Here is an 18,032-nt window from a genome sequence, read left to right on the forward strand (position 1 = left end):
AGATCAATAGTTTTCTATCATTTTTCTGTAGCCAACATTCTCTCCATAAACCATTCCACTTGTTGTGGTGCATCATGGTCAAAGAAGGCAGACTCTTTCATATCTAAAGCGGCTATTTTTTCAACATCTTCATTCGAAAGTTCAAAATCAAAGATATCAATATTTTCAGCCATTCTCTCTGGTCGAACAGATTTTGCTAGAGCAACGATCCCTCTTTGCATCAACCAACGAAGAACAACTTGTCCGACTGTTTTATCATATTTTTTACCGATTTCTGCTAATTCAGGATTTGTGAACAACTCGTGACGACCTTCAGCAAATGGTGCCCAAGCTTCGATTTGTACGCCATATTTTTCATGCCATTCTTGATCTTCTACACGTTGGTTCCAAGGATTTACTTCTATTTGATTGATTTGAGGTTTCACATCATTCAAACCAACAAATTCGATCATTTTAGCCGATTTGAAATTGGAAATCCCAATTGCACGTAATTTCTCTGCTTTTTGAGCAGCAACCATTGCACGCCATGCGCCATAGATATCTCCATAGGGTTGATGAATTAGATATAAATCAAGATACTCTAACCCCATTGCCCCCAGAGAATGTTCGATCGTTTCAGTTGCTTTTTCTTCTGGAGTTTGTAGAATAAATAATTTAGAAGTGACAAAAAGTTCTTCACGCTTTACACTTCCTTCGGCGATCGCACGTCGGATTCCTTCACCAGTTTCTTTTTCATTTCCGTAAATAAATGCTGTGTCGATCAAACGATATCCTGCATTGATGGCTTGATAAACCGCTTCTGCTGTTTCTTCTAGTGGAATTTGATAAACCCCAAATCCTAGTTGAGGCATCTCTACACCATTGTTCAATTTTATTGTGTTCATGTTATTTCCTCCTTTTCTTCTTTACCTTTTCTATCCTAAACCTTGAAGTTAGATCCATAGCAAGAAAAAATTTTTACTTTTTTCGTTCCCATAATTTTTCGACTTTATCTGGAGTCATTTCCCCAGCCTTGAACTTCGCAATATGTTCATCATACGTTTCGATCTTATAAACCAGCAATTCTCTCACTTCCTGCATCTCCTCTAGTTTTCTATCTAGTTCTTCTAACTGATCAACTAAAATCTGCTTTTGCGCTTTTTCCACGTTTTGTGCTTCGCGTAATTGAGCCAAGTGAGCAAATTCAATGAGAGATTCTACAGACAAACCCGCGTTACGTAAATTTTTTGCTAAATAAATCCAATTTAGGTCATTTGTTGTGTAATCCCGATACCCACTCTCATTACGACTAACCGGCGGGATGACTCCTACACGTTCATAGTAACGGAGTGTATCCACACTCAAATCAAACATGTCAGCTGCTTTTTTTATATTCATTCCATCACCCTCCACTTTTATATAGGTTATCATAAACCCTAAAGTCAACTCCAAGGCAAATGATAATCAACAAATTTTCTTTATTTGATTGGTTTTCTTTTATCATCCGTTTCTTTCAAAATAAACATAACCTTATCTTTTTAATTTAAAATCAAGTTAACAACGAGAAGAGAAGCAACTTCTTCAAAAAATAAGGCACCATCCACAAAAATTTGAAGAACAATTTTCGTGGATGGTGCCTTATTTCTCGAGGCTGAACACTTCTGTCCCGACCTCATGTCATTCGATCCTAAAAATCAATTTATTTAATAAAGAATATGACTTACTTAGCCTTCTACATCTGCTAATAATTCTGGGAATACTTCTGGGTTGAAGGTTTCAGCTTTGAACATCGCGATTTCTTTCCCATAAGGGGCATAAGCTAATTTTTTATCTTTTCCGACATATGGTGTTTCAAGAATCTTTGAAACATCTTTGAACATTGGTTCATGGACGATTTTATTCAATGCATCAAAACCGATCGTACCAAAGCCGATATTGGCGTGGCGGTCTTTATGTGAACCTTGTGGATTTTTTGAATCATTGATGTGTAGTACTTTTAAGCGATCTAAACCAATCACTTTATCAAACGTTTCAATAACGCCATAAAAATCATTCGCTACATCATAGCCGGCATCACTCGTGTGGCACGTGTCAAAGGTGACTGATAGCTTTTCATTCAATGTCACTCCATCAATGATCTGTGCCAACTCTTCGAACGTTCTGCCGATCTCTGTACCTTTTCCTGCCATTGTCTCTAAGGCGATTTGTGCGGTCTGTTCTTTCGTCAAGACTTCATTTAGCCCTTCAATGATCCTTGCAATCCCTGCCTCTGCTCCAGCACCGACATGTGCGCCTGGATGCAATGTGATCTGAGTTGCTCCTAATGCTTCCGCTCGAACGATTTCTTCTCTTAAAAACTGTACAGCAAAAGGAAACATCTCTGGTTTCGTTGTATTTCCTAAATTAATGATATACGGTGCATGGACCACTATATTCTTCAATCCATTTTCTTCCATATATTGTTTTCCAGCTTCAATATTCATTTCTTCAATTGGTTTTCTACGGGTATTTTGTGGTGCGCCTGTATAGATCATAAAAGTAGAAGCACCATAGCTGGCTGCTTCTTCTGCTGCACCTAGTAACATCTTTTTACCGCTCATACTGACATGTGAACCTAATAACATCTTACTCCTCCTATAAAGCCCTCTCGGCTAGTCACTCAGTGAATGGATTTGTTCACTCTCCTTTTATCTTAACTGAAACGAATTTGAAAGAAAAGTTTGAAATCTGTCCAATGATCCGAGCAGATACAAAATAACTAGAAGAATTTTTAATGTTTTCTCAAAACCAAAGGTCAAATAAGACACAAAAAAAGCCATGTCTGTTTTTTTGTTCTATTATTTGCTATAATTAGCGAAATAAAACCATTAGTTGAGGTGAAACCTTTGCCACGTAATAATACACGAAGAAAACAAGCACGACGAACAAAAGAAAAGTGGTTTGTTCCTAAGGTCATTTTTCGCGTTTTTCAATCATTAACCGTTTTTATCATGGTTCTTATCATTCTATTCGCTGCATTAGGTGTGGGAGTCGGTGCCGGCTATTTTGCGTATCTAGTTGAAGATACAAAGCTACCTTCCAAATCTGAGTTACAATCTGAGTTAGGCAATATAACCGAAACATCAAAACTTGTTTATGCCGATAATACAGAGATCTCGACGATCCAAACTGATTTGATGCGGACAACCGTCCCTTCAGATCAAATGTCGCCTTATTTAAAATCTGCGATCATCAGCACAGAGGATGAATATTTTGAAGAACATAAAGGCTATGTTCCTAAAGCGGTGATCCGAGCACTTTTCTCTGAAGCAACCGGGATCGGCTCATCTGGAGGATCAACACTGACCCAGCAGTTAGTCAAGCAACAGATTTTGACCGATGAAACAACCTTTAAACGTAAAGCAAATGAGATCTTATTGGCTGCTCAAGTCGAGAAACATTTTACAAAAGACGAAATCATCTCCACTTATTTGAATGTTTCACCTTTCGGAAGAAACAATAAAGGCCAAAATATTGCCGGTGTCCAAGAAGCTGCGCAAGGGATCTTCGGAGTCAATGCGAGCGATTTATCCTTACCACAAGCGGCATTTATCGCAGGTTTACCACAAAGTCCGATCACTTATAGCCCTTATACCAATACAGGTGCATTGAAAGAAGACCTTACTGCCGGCTTAGAAAGAAAAGACATCGTGCTATTTAGCATGTACCGTGAACACCAAATCACAAAAGAGCAATATGAAGAAGCAAAAGCCTATGACTTAACAAAAGATTTCTTAGGTCAACAAGTGGCAGAACAAACTGACCGTGACTTCTTATATTACACGGTCATGAATGCCGCGACCGATATCATTGCTAGACAATTGGGAGAAAAAGATAACGCAGATCTATCCGATACAGACGTCTACAATGCCTACTATCAACGTGCAGAACAAACGATCCAAAATCAAGGGTACACGATTCATTCAACGATCGATAAAGGCATCTATGATGCGATGCAAGCAGGTGTTGCCAATTATGGTTACTTACTTGATGACGGAAAAGGCACACCTGTTGAGACTGGTAACGTTCTGATGGATAATAAAACCGGTCGAGTTTATGGATTTGTCGGTGGTCGTAATTATGCGCTGAACCAAAATAATCATGCCTTTGATACTCAAAGACAAGCCGGGTCATCGATCAAGCCGATGTTGGTTTATGGTCCAGCGATCGATATGGGCTTAGTTGGTTCAGAATCACGTGTTTCTGACTATGCAACTACTTGGCAAGAAGGCTCAAATGCGGGAGAAGACATCGTCAATGCGACGAATAAAGGATCAAATACCTTCCAAACGGTTCGTGAATCATTGGAATGGTCGAACAATATCCCTGCTTACCATTTATATCAAGATGTTTTGAACAATGGCGGCTCAAAACAATACGCCTACGAAACGTATCTATCAAAAATGAACTATCCCGCAAATGCCAACTGGGGCGTTGAATCGGCACCACTGGGAACAGTCGATGTCACCACTCTTCAACAAACCAATGGCTTCCAGGCATTAGCAAATAATGGCGAATTCCAGCAAGCGTATATCATTGATGCAATCACTGACAACGAGGGGAATGTCATTTATCAACACGAAGTTAAACCAGTGCGCGTCTTTTCCGAAGCCGCAGCTTCGATCGTCAATGATATGTTGCGTAGCGTTATCAATGAAAAGATCACCACACCATTCAAAGATGATATCACTAGTCTCAATGGCAGCTTAGGTCAAGCGGACTGGATCGGTAAAACTGGTTCAACGAATGATTACCGAGATTCATGGTTAGTTGTCTCCACACCCTCTGTCACGATCAGTAGTTGGGCAGGACACGATGATAATACCGGAATGGATGCCCAAGCAAGATTGCGTTCATCCAAATATTTAGCGAATTTAATCAATCAAGTGTATCAAGTAAACCCAACGATTTTTGGTACCGATCAGAAATTCACACTTGCTTCTGATGTGAAGAAAGAAGACGTTTCTGCCTTCACAGGACAATTACCTGGAAAAGTGACCGTTGACCGAAGATCGATCAATACACCTAGCAAAACTGTCGAGTCACTTTGGGCAAAAAATGGTCCTGAGAAAAGCACCTTCAAATTTGGTGTAGGTGGAACAGATGAAAATTACAAAGATTACTGGAATACTGTCGGAACATTCGAACGTGAAAATCCACAGAACAAAGAGGATGACAAAGACGACGATTAAAAAAACAATTTGAGTCCACTACTCTTTCTCAAAAAAAAAACGAGTCAGATCTTGATAAATGATATCAAGATCCGGCTCATTTTTTATTCGTTTTTACTTATCTTTGGTGAAGCTTTGCCCCTGTTATTTCCATAAAAAAGTAGCTGAAACGACTATTCTTTGTCATTTCAGCTACTTTTAATTATCGTTTTATTTGATCAATCGCTTGATGTTTATCTCAATCGATTTATTTCGTTGAACCTTTTTCTTCAATTCCATATGGTAAGATGATTGTTTTTTCTTCTACTTCTTCTTTGTTCATCATTTTTGTCAATAGACGCATTGATACCGCACCTAAGTCATATAATGGTTGCGTAATACTTGTCAAGCGTGGTCGAGCAACTTCAGTCAATAAAGAATTGTTGCTTGTGATGATCTCAAATTCTTCTGGTACTTTGACACCACGGTCAATCAAGCCATCTAAAATACCGATTGCTAGTTCATCATCCGTTACATAAACAGCAGTTGCTCCACTATTGTGGATACGTTCTACTAATGACAAGCCATCTCTAAAATTATAGCTTGATTCAAAGATCAAACCTTCACTATAAGTCAGCCCGTTTTCTTTCAACGCTTCTTTGTAGCCTTTCAAACGGTTTTGGCCATTGATCGGGTCAATCAATGCACCACTTACAAAGGCAATTTTTTTATTGCCGTTTTTAGCTAATTTAGTTACTGCATCTTTTGTCGCTGAAGTATAGTCGATATTGACACTTCCTACTTGTTCGTCTGGATCGATCGAACCAGCTAAAACAACTGGAGTTTTTGAACGTGAGAATTCGCCACGGATTTCATCTGTGATATGATGCCCCATGAAAATCACACCGTCAACTTGTTTGGCTAAAAGATTGTTCAGTACGTTGACTTCTTTTTGGTCATTTCCGTCTGAATTTGCCAAAATGATATTATATTTGTACATCGTTGCCACATCATCGATCCCACGTGCTAATGAAGCAAAGAACATATTGCTGACATCTGGGATGATGACCCCAACCGTCGTTGTTTTTTTACTTGCAAGACCACGAGCTACAGCATTTGGGCGATAATCTAAGCGGTCAATGACTTCCAATACTTTTTTTCTTGTAGCTGGTTTTACATTTGGATTCCCATTGACAACACGTGAAACAGTAGCCATAGAAACATTTGCCTCTCTCGCTACGTCATAAATAGTGATAGTTTGTTTTTCCATCGTTGTTCTCCTATTCTGTTTTTATATCTTTTCTGAAAATACGATTTACATTTCTAAAACAGGATATCAAAGATTGACAGAAATTGCAACCGTTTTACTAGCGTTTTCATGAAAAAAATCACCTTTTTCACTTTTAGTCAATTGGTCTTTTTTTACAAGAGTGGTACAATGAATTATCGAAACATGCCATAAATGCGAAAGAAGGATGTCCAAATGAATCTTGAAAAAATCAATGAATTACGCCAATGGATGGCTCAAAAAGAAATCGACCTTGCTTATATCAGTGATCCAGGTCATATCGCCTATTTTGCTGGTTATGAAAGTGAACCCCACGAACGTGTACTAGCTCTATTTCTTCCACTTGACCAAGATCCTTTCTTGTTTACACCAGCGTTAGAAGTAGAAGATGCACAAAATAGTCCTTGGGCCTATGATGTCCGTGGTTATCTTGATAGTGAAGATCCTTGGCTATTGATCGGGCAAGAGATCCGCACCCGTTATCCACAAATAAAAACGATCGGGATCGAAAAAAATGCATTGACGGTTGATCGCTTTGACGCATTATCGCTACAAATGACAAGCAGCATCCGATTTGCTGACCTGACTCCGGTCATCCAACGTCTGCAATTGATCAAAACAACAAAAGAAAAAGAGCAATTGATTGCGGCAGGAAAATGGGCAGATGTAGCTTTTGAAATTGGTTTTCGCTCCATCAAAGAAGGCGTAACGGAACAAGCGATTATTGCTGAAATCGAATATCAACTAAAAAAACAAGGGGTATCTCAAATGTCTTTTGACACGCTAGTTTTAGCGGGGACAAATGCAGCAAGCCCTCATGGAACACCTGGAAGTACTACGATCCAACCAAATGAACTTGTCTTGTTCGATCTAGGCGTCGTATGGGATGGCTATTGTAGTGATGCGACACGAACAGTTGCCTTCCAAAAACCGACAGAATTTCAAGAGAAAATCTACCAAATCACGCTTGAAGCCCAATTAGCAGCTCAAGAAGCTGTTCGTCCAGGCGTCACAGCCGCTGAACTTGATCAAGTCGCACGTAACGTCATTGAAAGCTACGGCTACGGCGAATACTTCAATCATCGTCTAGGTCATGGTATTGGTACAACTGTTCATGAATATCCCTCATTAGTGGCAGGCAATGATCTAGTGATCGAAGAAGGCATGTGCTTCTCATTAGAACCAGGTATTTATATCCCTGATCAAGTAGGCGTAAGAATCGAAGATTGCGTCTATGTCACAAGTGACGGTTGCATCCCATTTACAACAACACCAAAAGAATTATTAGTAGTGGAGTAAGGTTGTGAAAGAAGCGTTTTGACCTGTAAATAAGCGATAACCCCAAAGTAGAAACTATTTTCGGGTTATCGCTTATTTTTTTAGTTGCTTTTTCTGATATCCGTTAGTTGTCGATACCTATTCATTTGCTATTTGTTGCTTTAAATAGAATTTCGTTGTGCCAACAAAAGGCATATTTTCCACCGAAGCAAACACCTCAAAGCCATGCCTTTCGTAGAACTCTCGAGCTTGATAATCTTGCGTATTGACGGTCATATACAAACACTGGTTTTCCAATGCTGTTTGTTGAACCGCTTCTATTAATCGCGATCCGATGCCTTCGTGACGGTACGATTGATCTACGGCGAGCAATGATAGATGCAAGGTATTACCAAATAAAGATGCTACTGCGCCACCGATCCACTTCTCATCCTTAGATGCACTGATTGAAATGATTTGAGTTGTTAAGTGTTCATTTGTAGAAAATGATTGCATATATTGTTCGTTCAGCAGACCAATGATTTTCTTTTCTGTTTCTTCGGAATCGCTTTTCTTGATCTCAATGATTTACAATATCCTCTCCACGTAAGATTAGAGAAAAAAGGACACGAATCAGGTTGTTTCCTGATCGTGCCTTTTCTTGCTCACTTTTTAGTGTTGCTTATTTAAATGTATCTTTTAAATCTTCTTTCGCAGTAGCTGCATCTTCTTTTGCCATCTCAGACAAGATTTTTGCATCTTCAGCTACTGGTTTAGCTTCGTCAATGCCTTCTTTTACAGTACTACCTGCTTGGTCTGCTGTATCTTTGATGTCGATCATGATGTCTTCTTTCGCAGCAGCTGCTGTGTCGCCTAAATCAGCAGCTGATTTTTTGAAACGATCAGATAAATCAGCTGATTGCTCTTTCAATGTCACTAAAATATCTTCTGATTCGTCTCCTGCGTCGGCTGTTGCGTCTGAGACTGTTTGTTTGACATTACCAGCTAAATCGCCTGCTTGTTGTGAAAGATCATGCGCTTTGTCTTTTGCGATACTTGTCAATTCAGTTGATTTTTCTTTTACCATCTCTGTATAATCAGAAGCCATATCTAGAAAATCATCCGCTTGTGCTGCTAATTCATCACGTAATTCTTTACCAGATTTTGGTGCAAGTAGCAATGCTGCCACTGCTGCGGCTGTACCACCAATCACTGCACCTAGTAAAAATCCACCTTTTTTTGCCATGATTATTTTCCTCCTGTCGTATCTGTTGTTGGTTTTTTATGTTTAAAGAATTTCACTGCAGTCCCACCGACTTTGCTGGCAACAGTTGCTTTTGCTGTTGTTTTACCGATGCCACCAACTTTTGTAACGATGTGTTTGCTTGAAGAATTCAATTCTGATACACTCTCGCTCAAATCAGCGACAGCTGTAAATAAAGGATCGATCGTTGCTACTTTTCCGTTGATATCATTCAACAATTCGTTGCTTTTCACTAACAAGCCTTCGACTTGTCTCGATAAAAGATCAACATCTTTGGTAACGACTTCAATCGTTGTGTTTGCTTCTGTTACTGTTTGTTCTGCTTTTTCAATCGTTTTTGCTAATCGAATCAATACACGTACTAGAAAGACCACAAGTATTGCAAAAGCAATTGCTGCAATCAAGCCAGCAATTTCTCCAACTGTCATAATCAAGCCTCCTTCTCCTCTTCTTGCTATAAGGATAGCATTTTCATATTTTTTAAACAAATAAAAAATAGCAAAAAGCTTCAACTACCTACATTTTGATCAGCAGCTGAAGCATCTCGCTTGTTTACTTTTTGTTAGTTGGTTCAGAAGTTTCTGTTGATTGATTGAAAGATGAAGGCGTCTCTGCTGCTAAAGACTTGCCTAATGATAGAATGTATTCTCTTAATGGTCCACCCACTTCTGGATGTGTCAATCCATATTCGATACTTGTTTTCATAAAACCAAATTTGTCGCCGACATCATAACGTTTACCCGTAAATTTACGTGCGAATACGCGTTGTGTCTTATTCAATGTATCGATTGCATCGGTCAATTGGATCTCATTACCTGCACCTGGTTTTTGCTCTGCTAAGACATCAAAGATTTCGGGTGTCAATAAATAGCGTCCAATAATTGCTAAATCACTTGGTGCTTTACTTGGTTCAGGCTTTTCAACAAAATCTTTGACATTGAATAAGCCGTCTTCTAGTTCTTCTCCTGGATTGATGATCCCATATTTAGATGTATCTTTGTGAGGTACTTGCATCACGGCGATCGTTGAAGCATGTGTACGCTCATAATCGTCGATCAGTTGTTGTGTCAATGGGATTTCATCTTCCATGATGTCATCACCTAACATGACAACAAACGGTTCATTTCCGATGAATGCTCTTGCTTGCAACACAGCGTGTCCTAACCCTTTAGGATGCGATTGACGAATAAAATGAAGGTTTACATCCGTTGTTTCTTCCACTAATTTTAGTAATTCAGTTTTTCCTTTTTCGCCTAAGTTCGTTTCTAATTCGATATTTGAGTCAAAATGATCTTCAATTGGGCGTTTTGCTTTCCCTGTGACGATCAAAATATCTTCAATCCCTGATTTTAACGCTTCTTCTACGATAAATTGAATCGTTGGTTTATCAACGATCGGCAACATTTCTTTTGCCATCGCTTTTGTTGCAGGTAAAAATCTTGTTCCTAAACCTGCTGCTGGAATCACTGCTTTTTTTACTTTCATTTTTTTCTCTCCCTTAAAAATGTTAGTGAAATTCATTCTCTTTTTTGCCATCGCGCAACATGATCTCTGTCGCTGCTTCATTTATGTTCTTGTGCTCATATAGCACTTCATAAATCGTTTGAGTGATCGGCATCTCGATCCCCATGGTCTCAGCTAACTCTTTAGCAGCTCGTGTGGTCTGGACACCTTCCACGACCATGCCCATATTATCCAAGACTTCGCTTAATTCATGGTCTTGTCCAAGCAGATTACCGGTACGCCAATTTCTCGAGTGGATACTTGTACAAGTGACAATTAAATCACCGACACCGCTCAGTCCGATGAAGGTCAACGGATTTGCTCCCATAGCAACACCTAAGCGGCTGATTTCTGCTAATCCTCTTGTCATGATAGCTGCCTTTGCATTATCCCCAAAACCTAAGCCATGGATTGCACCTGCACCGATTGCGATAATGTTTTTTAAAGCGGCACCCATTTCGACCCCAATAACATCAGGATTCGTATAGATTCGGAAATAATGATTCAAAAATAGTGTTTGAACAAATTTAGCAGCATCTGCTTCCGTGCTTGCAGCAGTGATCGTCGTAATATCGTGACGAGCCACTTCTTCTGCATGACTTGGACCCGATAAAACAGCAATTGCTTGTCTCTTTTCTGCTGGGATCTCTTCTGCCAGGACTTCTGAGATCCGCTTGTGTGTTCCTTGTTCTAAGCCTTTACTTGCATGGATGATCACTGGTTTTGTTTGCAAGACCTCAACGAGTTCTTGACATACCGAACGAATCGCCTTAGTCGGTACAACGAACAAAACAGCATCTACATCAGAAACAGCCTTCGCCATGTCCGAGTATGCGATGATCGTTTTGGGCAATTGGTGTTTTGGTAAATAATGCTCATTGGTATGCTTTTGGTTGATTTCATTAACCTGTGAGGCACGGTGACTCCAGAGTCGAACGTCATGACCATTTTCAGCAAGCACTTGTGCTAATGCTGTTCCCCACGAGCCAGCACCTAAAACCGCTACCCTATATTTCATTTTACCACTCCTGCAAATTTTTTCATTTTTTTCGACTTGGACTTTAGATAATGAATTGATTTTTCCCTAAAGATCGGTCGTAATCTGGTAAGTTGCCTTTTTTCCGACGCCAGATGAATAGAACGATTGCTCCAATGAATAGCACAGCAGATAAAAGCTGTGACACACGGATCGTATCTAAAAAGTAAAGACTATCCGTTCTCATTCCTTCGATGAAGAAACGACCAAAACTATACCATATCAAGTAAAGCAGTGCGATTTCCCCTTTTTTCAAAAGATGCGTTTTCTTCCGTAGTAATAAGAGGATGATCACGCCAATAAGGCTCCATACTGATTCATAAAGGAAAGTTGGCTGTCGATAGATCCCATCGATATACATATTATCAATAATAAAATTCGGTAAATATAGACTTTCTAAGAAACTCCTTGTTGTATCTGGTCCAAATGCTTCATGGTTCATGAAATTTCCCCAGCGCCCAATTGCTTGTGCTAATAAAACACTAGGTGCAGCAATGTCCAAGAACGTCCAGGCATCAATGAAGTGATATTTCGTGTAAAAATATAATGTGATACCGCCTGCAATCAGACCACCATAAATCGCTAGACCGCCTGAACGGATATTGAATATTTGGATCGGATTTGCAATATACTGTGGTAAATCGAACAAGATGTAATACAAGCGTGCGCCAATGATCGATAGCGGTAATCCCCATAACATAAAGTCAGTGACGTCTTCTGCTTTCATTCCTACTCTTACTGCTTCTCGACTGCTTAACCACATGGCGATGATAATGCCTGAAACAATGATCAATGCATACCAGTAAATAGGAACTCCTAAAAGGTCAAAAGCGACCCGATTGATTTGTGCAATCATACTTTCACTCCTAGCTATTGTCCGTTTGAATTTTCTTCAATCAAACGGCTCAATCTTTCTTCAAATGTCTTCGTTGCATCGAATCCCATCGTTTTCGCACGGAAATTCATCGCAGCAACTTCAATGATGATCGCGACATTTCGTCCAGTTTTCACAGGTATTTTGATTTGGGGGATACCTACTTCCGCAATTTCAACAGAAGTATCTTCAGACCCTAAACGATCGTATTTTTTCTCTTTTGCCCAAGCTTCTAAGTAGACAGCTAATTGGACTTGCATCGATCCTCTGACTGCACTGGCACCAAAAAGATTCATCACATCAATGATCCCGATTCCGCGAATCTCAATCAAATGTTCAAGGATTTTTGGTGGCTCTCCAATAACAGTTAGCTCATCTTGTTGATACACATCCACTCGATCATCTGCAATCAATCGATGGCCTCTTTTGATCAGTTCTAACGCTGTCTCACTCTTCCCAATACCACTATCTCCTTGGATCAAGACACCTAGTCCATAGACATCGACTAAGACGCCGTGAACACTTGTCCTAGGTGCTAATCGTCCATCTAAATAACTTGATAACTCACCAAGTAAACGTGAGGTTGAGATTGGCGAACGCAAAACGGCCATGCCATGTTCATTTGCTGCTTGAATCATTTCTTCTGGTGCAGCTAAACCTCTAGAGATGATAAAGGCTGGCATGTCTTCACTGCATAAACGACGCATGATCATCAAACGCTCTTCCGGCATCATCCGTTCTGCGAAGCTGATTTCTTTGCTCCCAAATAACTGTAGTCGATCATGCGAATAATAATTAAAATAACCGGTCAATTCCAGTCCAGGTCTGGAGATATCACCGGTTACGATGACACGATTTAAACTTTGCTCGTCACCAGTGACGATTTCTAATGATAGTTTTTCTACTAATTGGCTAACTTTTACCATTTCTGCCATTCGTATACCTCATTTCTATTAAACTGTTCTCTTTTATTTTATCATTCTATCGGTAAAAGTACTACCAATAAAAAAAACAAGGGATATCCTTTTCATTACACTCGTTTTTTATGGCAAGCACCGATCAAGAAATCGCTGTCATTTCTTTAGAAATAAGAAGAGGAAGCGACAATTGCCACTTCCTCTTTCCACTTATTTGATTGTGCTTTATTGTCCTTTGCATTGTTTTCTAACGATTCCTGTTCATATTACGATTGCTAACGATGATATTTACGAATGACATGATCACTGCAATCATTATAGCTGATCCAAATGACGAAAAGCTAAAATTAGCTGCTCCGACAAAGAAGGAGGTCATTTGTAAAATCAATGCGTTGATCACAAAAGTGAATAATCCAAACGTCAACAAGGTAAAGGGGATCGATAAAAACATAATGAATGGCTTGACTAATAGATTCAGCACAGAAAGAACAAAACTCGCCACAACTGCGGTCCAAATACTATTCACAAATATCATATTTGGAAAAATAACTGCCAGAGAGATAAACGTCAGCGTACTAACAACAATACGTTGAAGATAAGACATTAAAAGTCACTCCATTCGTCATCGTTGATTTTCTCTGCCTCTTTTCGTTTATTCGTTTGTTCTCTGTAGTTGTTTTTTTGATAATAGTCGTTGTCATGTCCATAACGACGTTGATTATTCTTTCCTGAAGGCACAAGCAAAGCCAACAGAATGTATAAAATAATTGGGCTTCCGAATGCAACTAAACTTAAGAAGACGTAAATGACACGAACAACTGTTGGATCAATCCCAAGATATTCAGCAATCCCAGCTAAAGTACCTGTCAATACAATATTTTTATTTGATTTTGTCAACTTTTTTTTCATTTTCTTTCACCTCTGTTCTCCTATTTTAATTGAAGAAAGATGCTAAAACAATCTTACTTCGGAAGATTTATTGAAATAATAAACCTATTGTTTGTTTCTTATAAGTATGATTTTCGCTTCGCCTTCCTCTTTCAGAAGGTCGAAGCGAAAAAATTATTTATCTGTATCTTTTAAATAGATACTACCAGTTGTAGTAGACAATTCAATTTTCGCCATTTCATTTTCAGAAACGCGACGGAATTCTAACATTTGATTCGTGCGCTCTTTCTTTTCACGGATCACTTCATAATCAGACAGGCGGCTATTGATACTGCCGAGACTTGTTTTTGCATGACCGTCCATACCGATGGTTGTTGGCAATGCAACTTTGACGTTACCATTGACTGAGCTTGCTTCGATTTTCTTCAAACGATCTTCTTTCACTGTCAAACGAACATCCCCATTGACTAATGAAATCGCTAAGTTTTCTGGTGTTGCGCCAAAAGTAACTGTACCGTTGACTGTTTCAATGATTGAATCTAAAATATCTCCATTACGGACATCGATATTCCCATTGACTCCACCAATCTCAAGCATCGTTGCAGCCATTTGCTCAACCAAGATATTACCGTTTGTTGATTTCATGTAAATATCTTTTACATCTAAATCTTCAACTACAATATTACCATTGAGTAATTTGATTGCTGTATGGTCATACGTGCGTTTTGGTAAGTAGAAGACTAAATCGGCACGTACACGTTTGTTCGGGATTTGGAAATAAATGTGTTCATCATTGACTTCGATTTGACTGCGTTCAGCAAAAGCTTCATAAGGCTCTGCACCCATTTTTCCATAAAGCTTGATTTTCGCTTCGACTTTTACGTCTTCGCTATCCCAAGTTTTCAAGGTGACATTCCCATTAGCCGCTTTGATGTCGATAATACTTGCTTGTGGCGCGCTATAGTAAAATTCGTGTTCAAATTTAGTTGTAGCGATCCCAGGTACTCGTAAACTGACATCTTTCCATTCCATATTATCATTCACTGTTACGGAAACATTTTGGAAGGTTTTCTTTAAGAATTTACCTAGTTGACTCCCAGCTTCAGTCATTTTTTCGCCGACTTGGTTCAATGTGTCATTTGCTTGTTCTTTCCAATCCTCTGGCAAGTCAAATTTCTCAGCAAAGGTGTCTTTTTTCTCAGACCATTGGCTTTTACGGATATCTTTTAATTCAGCTTCAAGCTTGATCCGCTCTTCAGATAAGAGATCTCCGGCTGCTTCAAGTTCTTTGACTTCTTGCTCCAATTGTTGACGTTGTGTCAATTCTTCTTCTGTTAGTTGATCCAACTCTTCTTTTGTATTCAATTGCATCAATGTTTCCTGTTTTTCATTGCGTGCAATTTTATTTTCAAAAAGTTTTGCGTTGACTTCATCTAAGTGAGCAGAAGTTTTGTTCGCTTCAGTCGCCAATTCATCTAAGATTTTTTCTAGATTCTCTTTGTCTTCTTGCTCTTTTTGTCTTGGATCTGGTTCTACTGCTTCACGTTCAGCTTTGCCATTTTCAAGTTCATCGATCAAACGACTTGCTTCATCTTTTTCTTTACGATCAGCATGTACACGATCTGCCTCTTTTGCGATTTGCTTTTCATCTTTTTCAGTTGCCATACTCTCCAATAGGTCTAAACCTTCTTCAGTTGAAAGGATGCCTTTTTTAACTAATTCTAAAATACGTTCTCTTTCTTTCATGGAAATTGCCTCCTTATAGCAAAAATTGTTTGCAAGCTTTTCCTTACATACATATTATGCAATGATTTGAAGAAAAAGTCATAGGACTTAAGTTGTAACTTTCTCTCATTCTTAGGATGATTTTTTCTGTCGAGTAAATAAAATTGAAGAAATGACTGATGTTATCGGTAAAACAAGGATCGCTGCGCTTGTCGTGACTACTACAGTTACATACTCCAAAACGAAAGTTTTTTCGTTGATCAACTGGCCAAAAGACAATTCTAGATCAATGAACCACAATATCAGGGCTAAACAATTTCCCATAAAAGCAAAAACCAAGGTCGTTACTGTTGTAGCTAAAATTTTTCTGCCGATCCGTATACTCGATTTTACTAATTCCCGATAGCTTTGTAATGGATCTGTCAGATATACTTCATACGTCGCACTAGCGATGGACACACTTGCATCTAATACGGCTCCACTCACACTGATCAATAAAATTGCTCGCGTCAATGCGAAAAAATCCAAGGGTACATGCAAATCGAACCCTGTCAGTTCATCTAATTCAATCCTTGTAAACCCTTGGATCGCTAATTCAGAAAGAAACGGCGTCACCACTAAGAAAACCACTAAAAAAAGCAATACACTAAGAAAAGCTGCTTTCATCTTGAGATTATAGCCATTAACAAAAAACAATGTGACACTAGTGATCAATAAAAAGATCACGATGGCACTTGGTAATATTGGCAACCGAAAATGATAGAGGAGTAATAGAAGGAAAAACAACAGGACGTTGATGAACAGACCTAAGATCGTATAGAGCCCATTTTTCCCACCAACCAGTAAAATCAATAGCACTAAGAGAAGTGCTAAGAGCAAAAGTACATTCATCAAATCGCCCTCCGATACTTCAAATGGCCTAAATAGCATAAAAGTGTAATGGGAATCGAAAGGACAATGCCTAGACTTCCGCTGATCACACGTAGCAATTCCAACGAGAGATGTAGCTCAATCGCATCTCTCAAGGGCCAACCATTGTTAAAGTAAACAAGTAACATCGGGATCGTCCCACTGACGTATACGAATAGTAAGATATTCGTCATGGAGCCAATTACATCTTGTCCTACCATTTGACCAGACTGCCACAATCGTTTCATCGTTATTTTTGGTTTTTTATTCACCAACTCATCTAAAGTTGTCGTGACTGTGACAACTGTATCCAATACCCCACCTGTCATCCCTACTAATAAACTAGCTAAAAAAACGGAACGATACGGTCGAGTCAAGTAACTCATTTCCTCATAACGTAATCCTTGATCGTTCAAATAATCCATTGCGAACAAACAAATTAGAAAAGCTACACCTACACTCGTCATGGTTGCGACGATTTTTATCAGTCCACCTTGTTGCCAACCATCTAAGGCAAAAACGCAAATGACCGTTCCTAGAAAGACAAAAAGGACACTCGTCATCACCAAAGATATCCCTTGGATCTGCGTGAAACCCTGAAGAAGTAAAATCAATAACAAGAGATTGAGTCCTACACTGATCAAAGTGAATATGCCTGCTTTTCCGCCTACGAACAAGAGCGCACAGATAAATAAACTTGTAAAAAGGAATAACCAGCCGTCATTTTTTTTGCTGAGTATCTGCCATTCATCCCCGATTTTCCGTACGAGATAAAGTTGATTCGTCTTAGCTTTTGCATGTTCGATCTGATTTTCTTGGTGCGGAATAAACAGAGTGAGTTCTGTTCCTTTCGCTTGCGTATTCATCAATTCTCCTTTGATTACTTGTTGTTCATTTTCTAGCGATACTTGCTGTACTTGCATGATTGGGTCTTCGTACCATTCAGTGGCATGTTGGATTACCCATGCGGCCACAAAACAACTACAAAGAATCAAACATTTGATCAATAATCGATTTTTTTTGTACATACGCCTTCCTTTCTAAGGTTGTGAAAGAAGTGCTCAGCTCCGAGAAATAAGCGTGAAGAACCGAAAATTGTTCTTCAAATTTTTGGGGGTTCACGCTTATTTCTGAAGGAGCTACTTCTTGAACACCGTTTATTCTAAGGTTGTGAAAGAAGCGGTCAGTACTAAGGCATAAGGC

Annotated in this window: 18 protein-coding genes; 2 read left to right on the top strand and 16 right to left on the bottom strand. The window is 39.2% G+C overall.

The features are described 5' to 3' along the window. Positions 1–17: 17 nt before the first annotated feature. From IGK01_RS09290 to IGK01_RS09300, 3 genes are all read right to left on the bottom strand, one after another. Positions 18–884, bottom strand: a complete 867-nt coding sequence (locus IGK01_RS09290) for an aldo/keto reductase (RefSeq protein ID WP_438840690.1) — start codon at positions 882–884, stop codon at positions 18–20. A 73-nt stretch (positions 885–957) separates the two neighbouring features. Beyond that, entirely contained in the window at positions 958–1,377 is a 420-nt protein-coding gene (locus IGK01_RS09295; RefSeq protein ID WP_010734939.1) for a MerR family transcriptional regulator, read from the bottom strand. 326 nt (positions 1,378–1,703) lie between these two features. Then, positions 1,704–2,603, bottom strand: a complete 900-nt coding sequence (locus IGK01_RS09300) for a deoxyribonuclease IV (protein WP_409173500.1) — start codon at positions 2,601–2,603, stop codon at positions 1,704–1,706. Positions 2,604–2,864: 261 nt separating this feature from the next. On the opposite strand from IGK01_RS09300, the gene IGK01_RS09305 reads away from it, so the two are divergent. Continuing rightward, positions 2,865–5,210: a transglycosylase domain-containing protein gene (locus tag IGK01_RS09305; RefSeq protein WP_065096318.1), complete on the top strand. Its 2,346-nt coding sequence runs from the start codon at positions 2,865–2,867 to the stop codon at positions 5,208–5,210. Positions 5,211–5,436: 226 nt separating this feature from the next. On the opposite strand, the gene ccpA is transcribed toward IGK01_RS09305, so the two are convergent. Continuing rightward, the gene (gene ccpA, locus IGK01_RS09310; protein ID WP_023520019.1) at positions 5,437–6,438 is read right to left on the bottom strand and encodes a catabolite control protein A; all 1,002 of its coding nucleotides are present in this window, start codon (positions 6,436–6,438) and stop codon (positions 5,437–5,439) included. Between the two features lie 213 nt (positions 6,439–6,651). On the opposite strand from ccpA, the gene IGK01_RS09315 reads away from it, so the two are divergent. Continuing rightward, positions 6,652–7,755 carry an aminopeptidase P family protein gene (locus IGK01_RS09315; protein ID WP_224434131.1) on the top strand — a complete coding sequence of 368 codons (1,104 nt, stop codon included), beginning with the start codon at positions 6,652–6,654 and terminating at the stop codon, positions 7,753–7,755. A 117-nt stretch (positions 7,756–7,872) separates the two neighbouring features. Here IGK01_RS09315 and IGK01_RS09320 read toward each other — a convergent pair whose 3' ends face one another. The 12 genes from IGK01_RS09320 to IGK01_RS09375 form a co-directional block, all read right to left on the bottom strand. Further along, positions 7,873–8,229, bottom strand: a complete 357-nt coding sequence (locus IGK01_RS09320; protein ID WP_349519918.1) for a GNAT family N-acetyltransferase — start codon at positions 8,227–8,229, stop codon at positions 7,873–7,875. Positions 8,230–8,395: 166 nt separating this feature from the next. Beyond that, positions 8,396–8,959 (bottom strand): YtxH domain-containing protein, encoded by a 564-nt coding sequence (locus tag IGK01_RS09325; RefSeq protein WP_010734933.1) that lies wholly within the window; start codon positions 8,957–8,959, stop codon positions 8,396–8,398. Between the two features lie 2 nt (positions 8,960–8,961). Beyond that, entirely contained in the window at positions 8,962–9,405 is a 444-nt protein-coding gene (locus IGK01_RS09330; RefSeq protein WP_010734932.1) for a DUF948 domain-containing protein, read from the bottom strand. A gap of 124 nt (positions 9,406–9,529) precedes the next feature. Then, entirely contained in the window at positions 9,530–10,462 is a 933-nt protein-coding gene (gene galU, locus IGK01_RS09335; protein ID WP_010734931.1) for a UTP--glucose-1-phosphate uridylyltransferase GalU, read from the bottom strand. A 22-nt stretch (positions 10,463–10,484) separates the two neighbouring features. Then, positions 10,485–11,498, bottom strand: coding sequence for an NAD(P)H-dependent glycerol-3-phosphate dehydrogenase (locus tag IGK01_RS09340; protein WP_226075633.1), 1,014 nt, complete (start codon positions 11,496–11,498; stop codon positions 10,485–10,487). A gap of 43 nt (positions 11,499–11,541) precedes the next feature. Next, positions 11,542–12,372, bottom strand: coding sequence for a prolipoprotein diacylglyceryl transferase (gene lgt / locus IGK01_RS09345; protein WP_438840691.1), 831 nt, complete (start codon positions 12,370–12,372; stop codon positions 11,542–11,544). Between the two features lie 14 nt (positions 12,373–12,386). Next, complete coding sequence (gene hprK, locus IGK01_RS09350; protein ID WP_010734928.1) at positions 12,387–13,325, bottom strand: HPr(Ser) kinase/phosphatase; 939 nt, start codon at positions 13,323–13,325, stop codon at positions 12,387–12,389. 229 nt (positions 13,326–13,554) lie between these two features. Continuing rightward, positions 13,555–13,911: a phage holin family protein gene (locus IGK01_RS09355; RefSeq protein ID WP_010734927.1), complete on the bottom strand. Its 357-nt coding sequence runs from the start codon at positions 13,909–13,911 to the stop codon at positions 13,555–13,557. Continuing rightward, entirely contained in the window at positions 13,911–14,216 is a 306-nt protein-coding gene (locus IGK01_RS09360) for a PspC domain-containing protein (protein ID WP_010734926.1), read from the bottom strand. Before IGK01_RS09360 ends, IGK01_RS09355 begins: the two co-directional genes overlap by 1 nt. A 153-nt stretch (positions 14,217–14,369) precedes the next feature. Next, complete coding sequence (liaX, locus tag IGK01_RS09365; RefSeq protein WP_224434133.1) at positions 14,370–15,941, bottom strand: daptomycin-sensing surface protein LiaX; 1,572 nt, start codon at positions 15,939–15,941, stop codon at positions 14,370–14,372. Positions 15,942–16,052: 111 nt separating this feature from the next. Next, positions 16,053–16,811 carry a YibE/F family protein gene (locus tag IGK01_RS09370; RefSeq protein ID WP_023520026.1) on the bottom strand — a complete coding sequence of 253 codons (759 nt, stop codon included), beginning with the start codon at positions 16,809–16,811 and terminating at the stop codon, positions 16,053–16,055. Then, entirely contained in the window at positions 16,811–17,857 is a 1,047-nt protein-coding gene (locus IGK01_RS09375; RefSeq protein ID WP_010734923.1) for a YibE/F family protein, read from the bottom strand. Before IGK01_RS09375 ends, IGK01_RS09370 begins: the two co-directional genes overlap by 1 nt. Positions 17,858–18,032 lie beyond the last annotated feature (175 nt).

Source organism: Enterococcus sp. AZ080, assembly GCF_051714945.1.
In the GTDB taxonomy this organism is placed as follows: domain Bacteria; phylum Bacillota; class Bacilli; order Lactobacillales; family Enterococcaceae; genus Enterococcus_B; species Enterococcus_B pernyi.

Excerpts from the sequence above, each read along its gene's own strand:
- IGK01_RS09290 (WP_438840690.1), bottom strand. The coding sequence starts at position 884 with ATGAACACAATAAAATTGAACAATGGTGTAGAGATGCCTCAACTAGGA.
- IGK01_RS09295 (WP_010734939.1), bottom strand. The coding sequence starts at position 1,377 with ATGAATATAAAAAAAGCAGCTGACATGTTTGATTTGAGTGTGGATACA.
- IGK01_RS09300 (WP_409173500.1), bottom strand. The coding sequence starts at position 2,603 with ATGTTATTAGGTTCACATGTCAGTATGAGCGGTAAAAAGATGTTACTA.
- ccpA (WP_023520019.1), bottom strand. The coding sequence starts at position 6,438 with ATGGAAAAACAAACTATCACTATTTATGACGTAGCGAGAGAGGCAAAT.
- IGK01_RS09315 (WP_224434131.1), top strand. The coding sequence starts at position 6,652 with ATGAATCTTGAAAAAATCAATGAATTACGCCAATGGATGGCTCAAAAA.
- IGK01_RS09320 (WP_349519918.1), bottom strand. The coding sequence starts at position 8,229 with ATGCAATCATTTTCTACAAATGAACACTTAACAACTCAAATCATTTCA.
- IGK01_RS09325 (WP_010734933.1), bottom strand. The coding sequence starts at position 8,959 with ATGGCAAAAAAAGGTGGATTTTTACTAGGTGCAGTGATTGGTGGTACA.
- IGK01_RS09330 (WP_010734932.1), bottom strand. The coding sequence starts at position 9,405 with ATGACAGTTGGAGAAATTGCTGGCTTGATTGCAGCAATTGCTTTTGCA.
- galU (WP_010734931.1), bottom strand. The coding sequence starts at position 10,462 with ATGAAAGTAAAAAAAGCAGTGATTCCAGCAGCAGGTTTAGGAACAAGA.
- IGK01_RS09340 (WP_226075633.1), bottom strand. The coding sequence starts at position 11,498 with ATGAAATATAGGGTAGCGGTTTTAGGTGCTGGCTCGTGGGGAACAGCA.
- lgt (WP_438840691.1), bottom strand. The coding sequence starts at position 12,372 with ATGATTGCACAAATCAATCGGGTCGCTTTTGACCTTTTAGGAGTTCCT.
- hprK (WP_010734928.1), bottom strand. The coding sequence starts at position 13,325 with ATGGCAGAAATGGTAAAAGTTAGCCAATTAGTAGAAAAACTATCATTA.
- IGK01_RS09355 (WP_010734927.1), bottom strand. The coding sequence starts at position 13,911 with ATGTCTTATCTTCAACGTATTGTTGTTAGTACGCTGACGTTTATCTCT.
- IGK01_RS09360 (WP_010734926.1), bottom strand. The coding sequence starts at position 14,216 with ATGAAAAAAAAGTTGACAAAATCAAATAAAAATATTGTATTGACAGGT.
- liaX (WP_224434133.1), bottom strand. The coding sequence starts at position 15,941 with ATGAAAGAAAGAGAACGTATTTTAGAATTAGTTAAAAAAGGCATCCTT.
- IGK01_RS09370 (WP_023520026.1), bottom strand. The coding sequence starts at position 16,811 with ATGAATGTACTTTTGCTCTTAGCACTTCTCTTAGTGCTATTGATTTTA.
- IGK01_RS09375 (WP_010734923.1), bottom strand. The coding sequence starts at position 17,857 with ATGTACAAAAAAAATCGATTATTGATCAAATGTTTGATTCTTTGTAGT.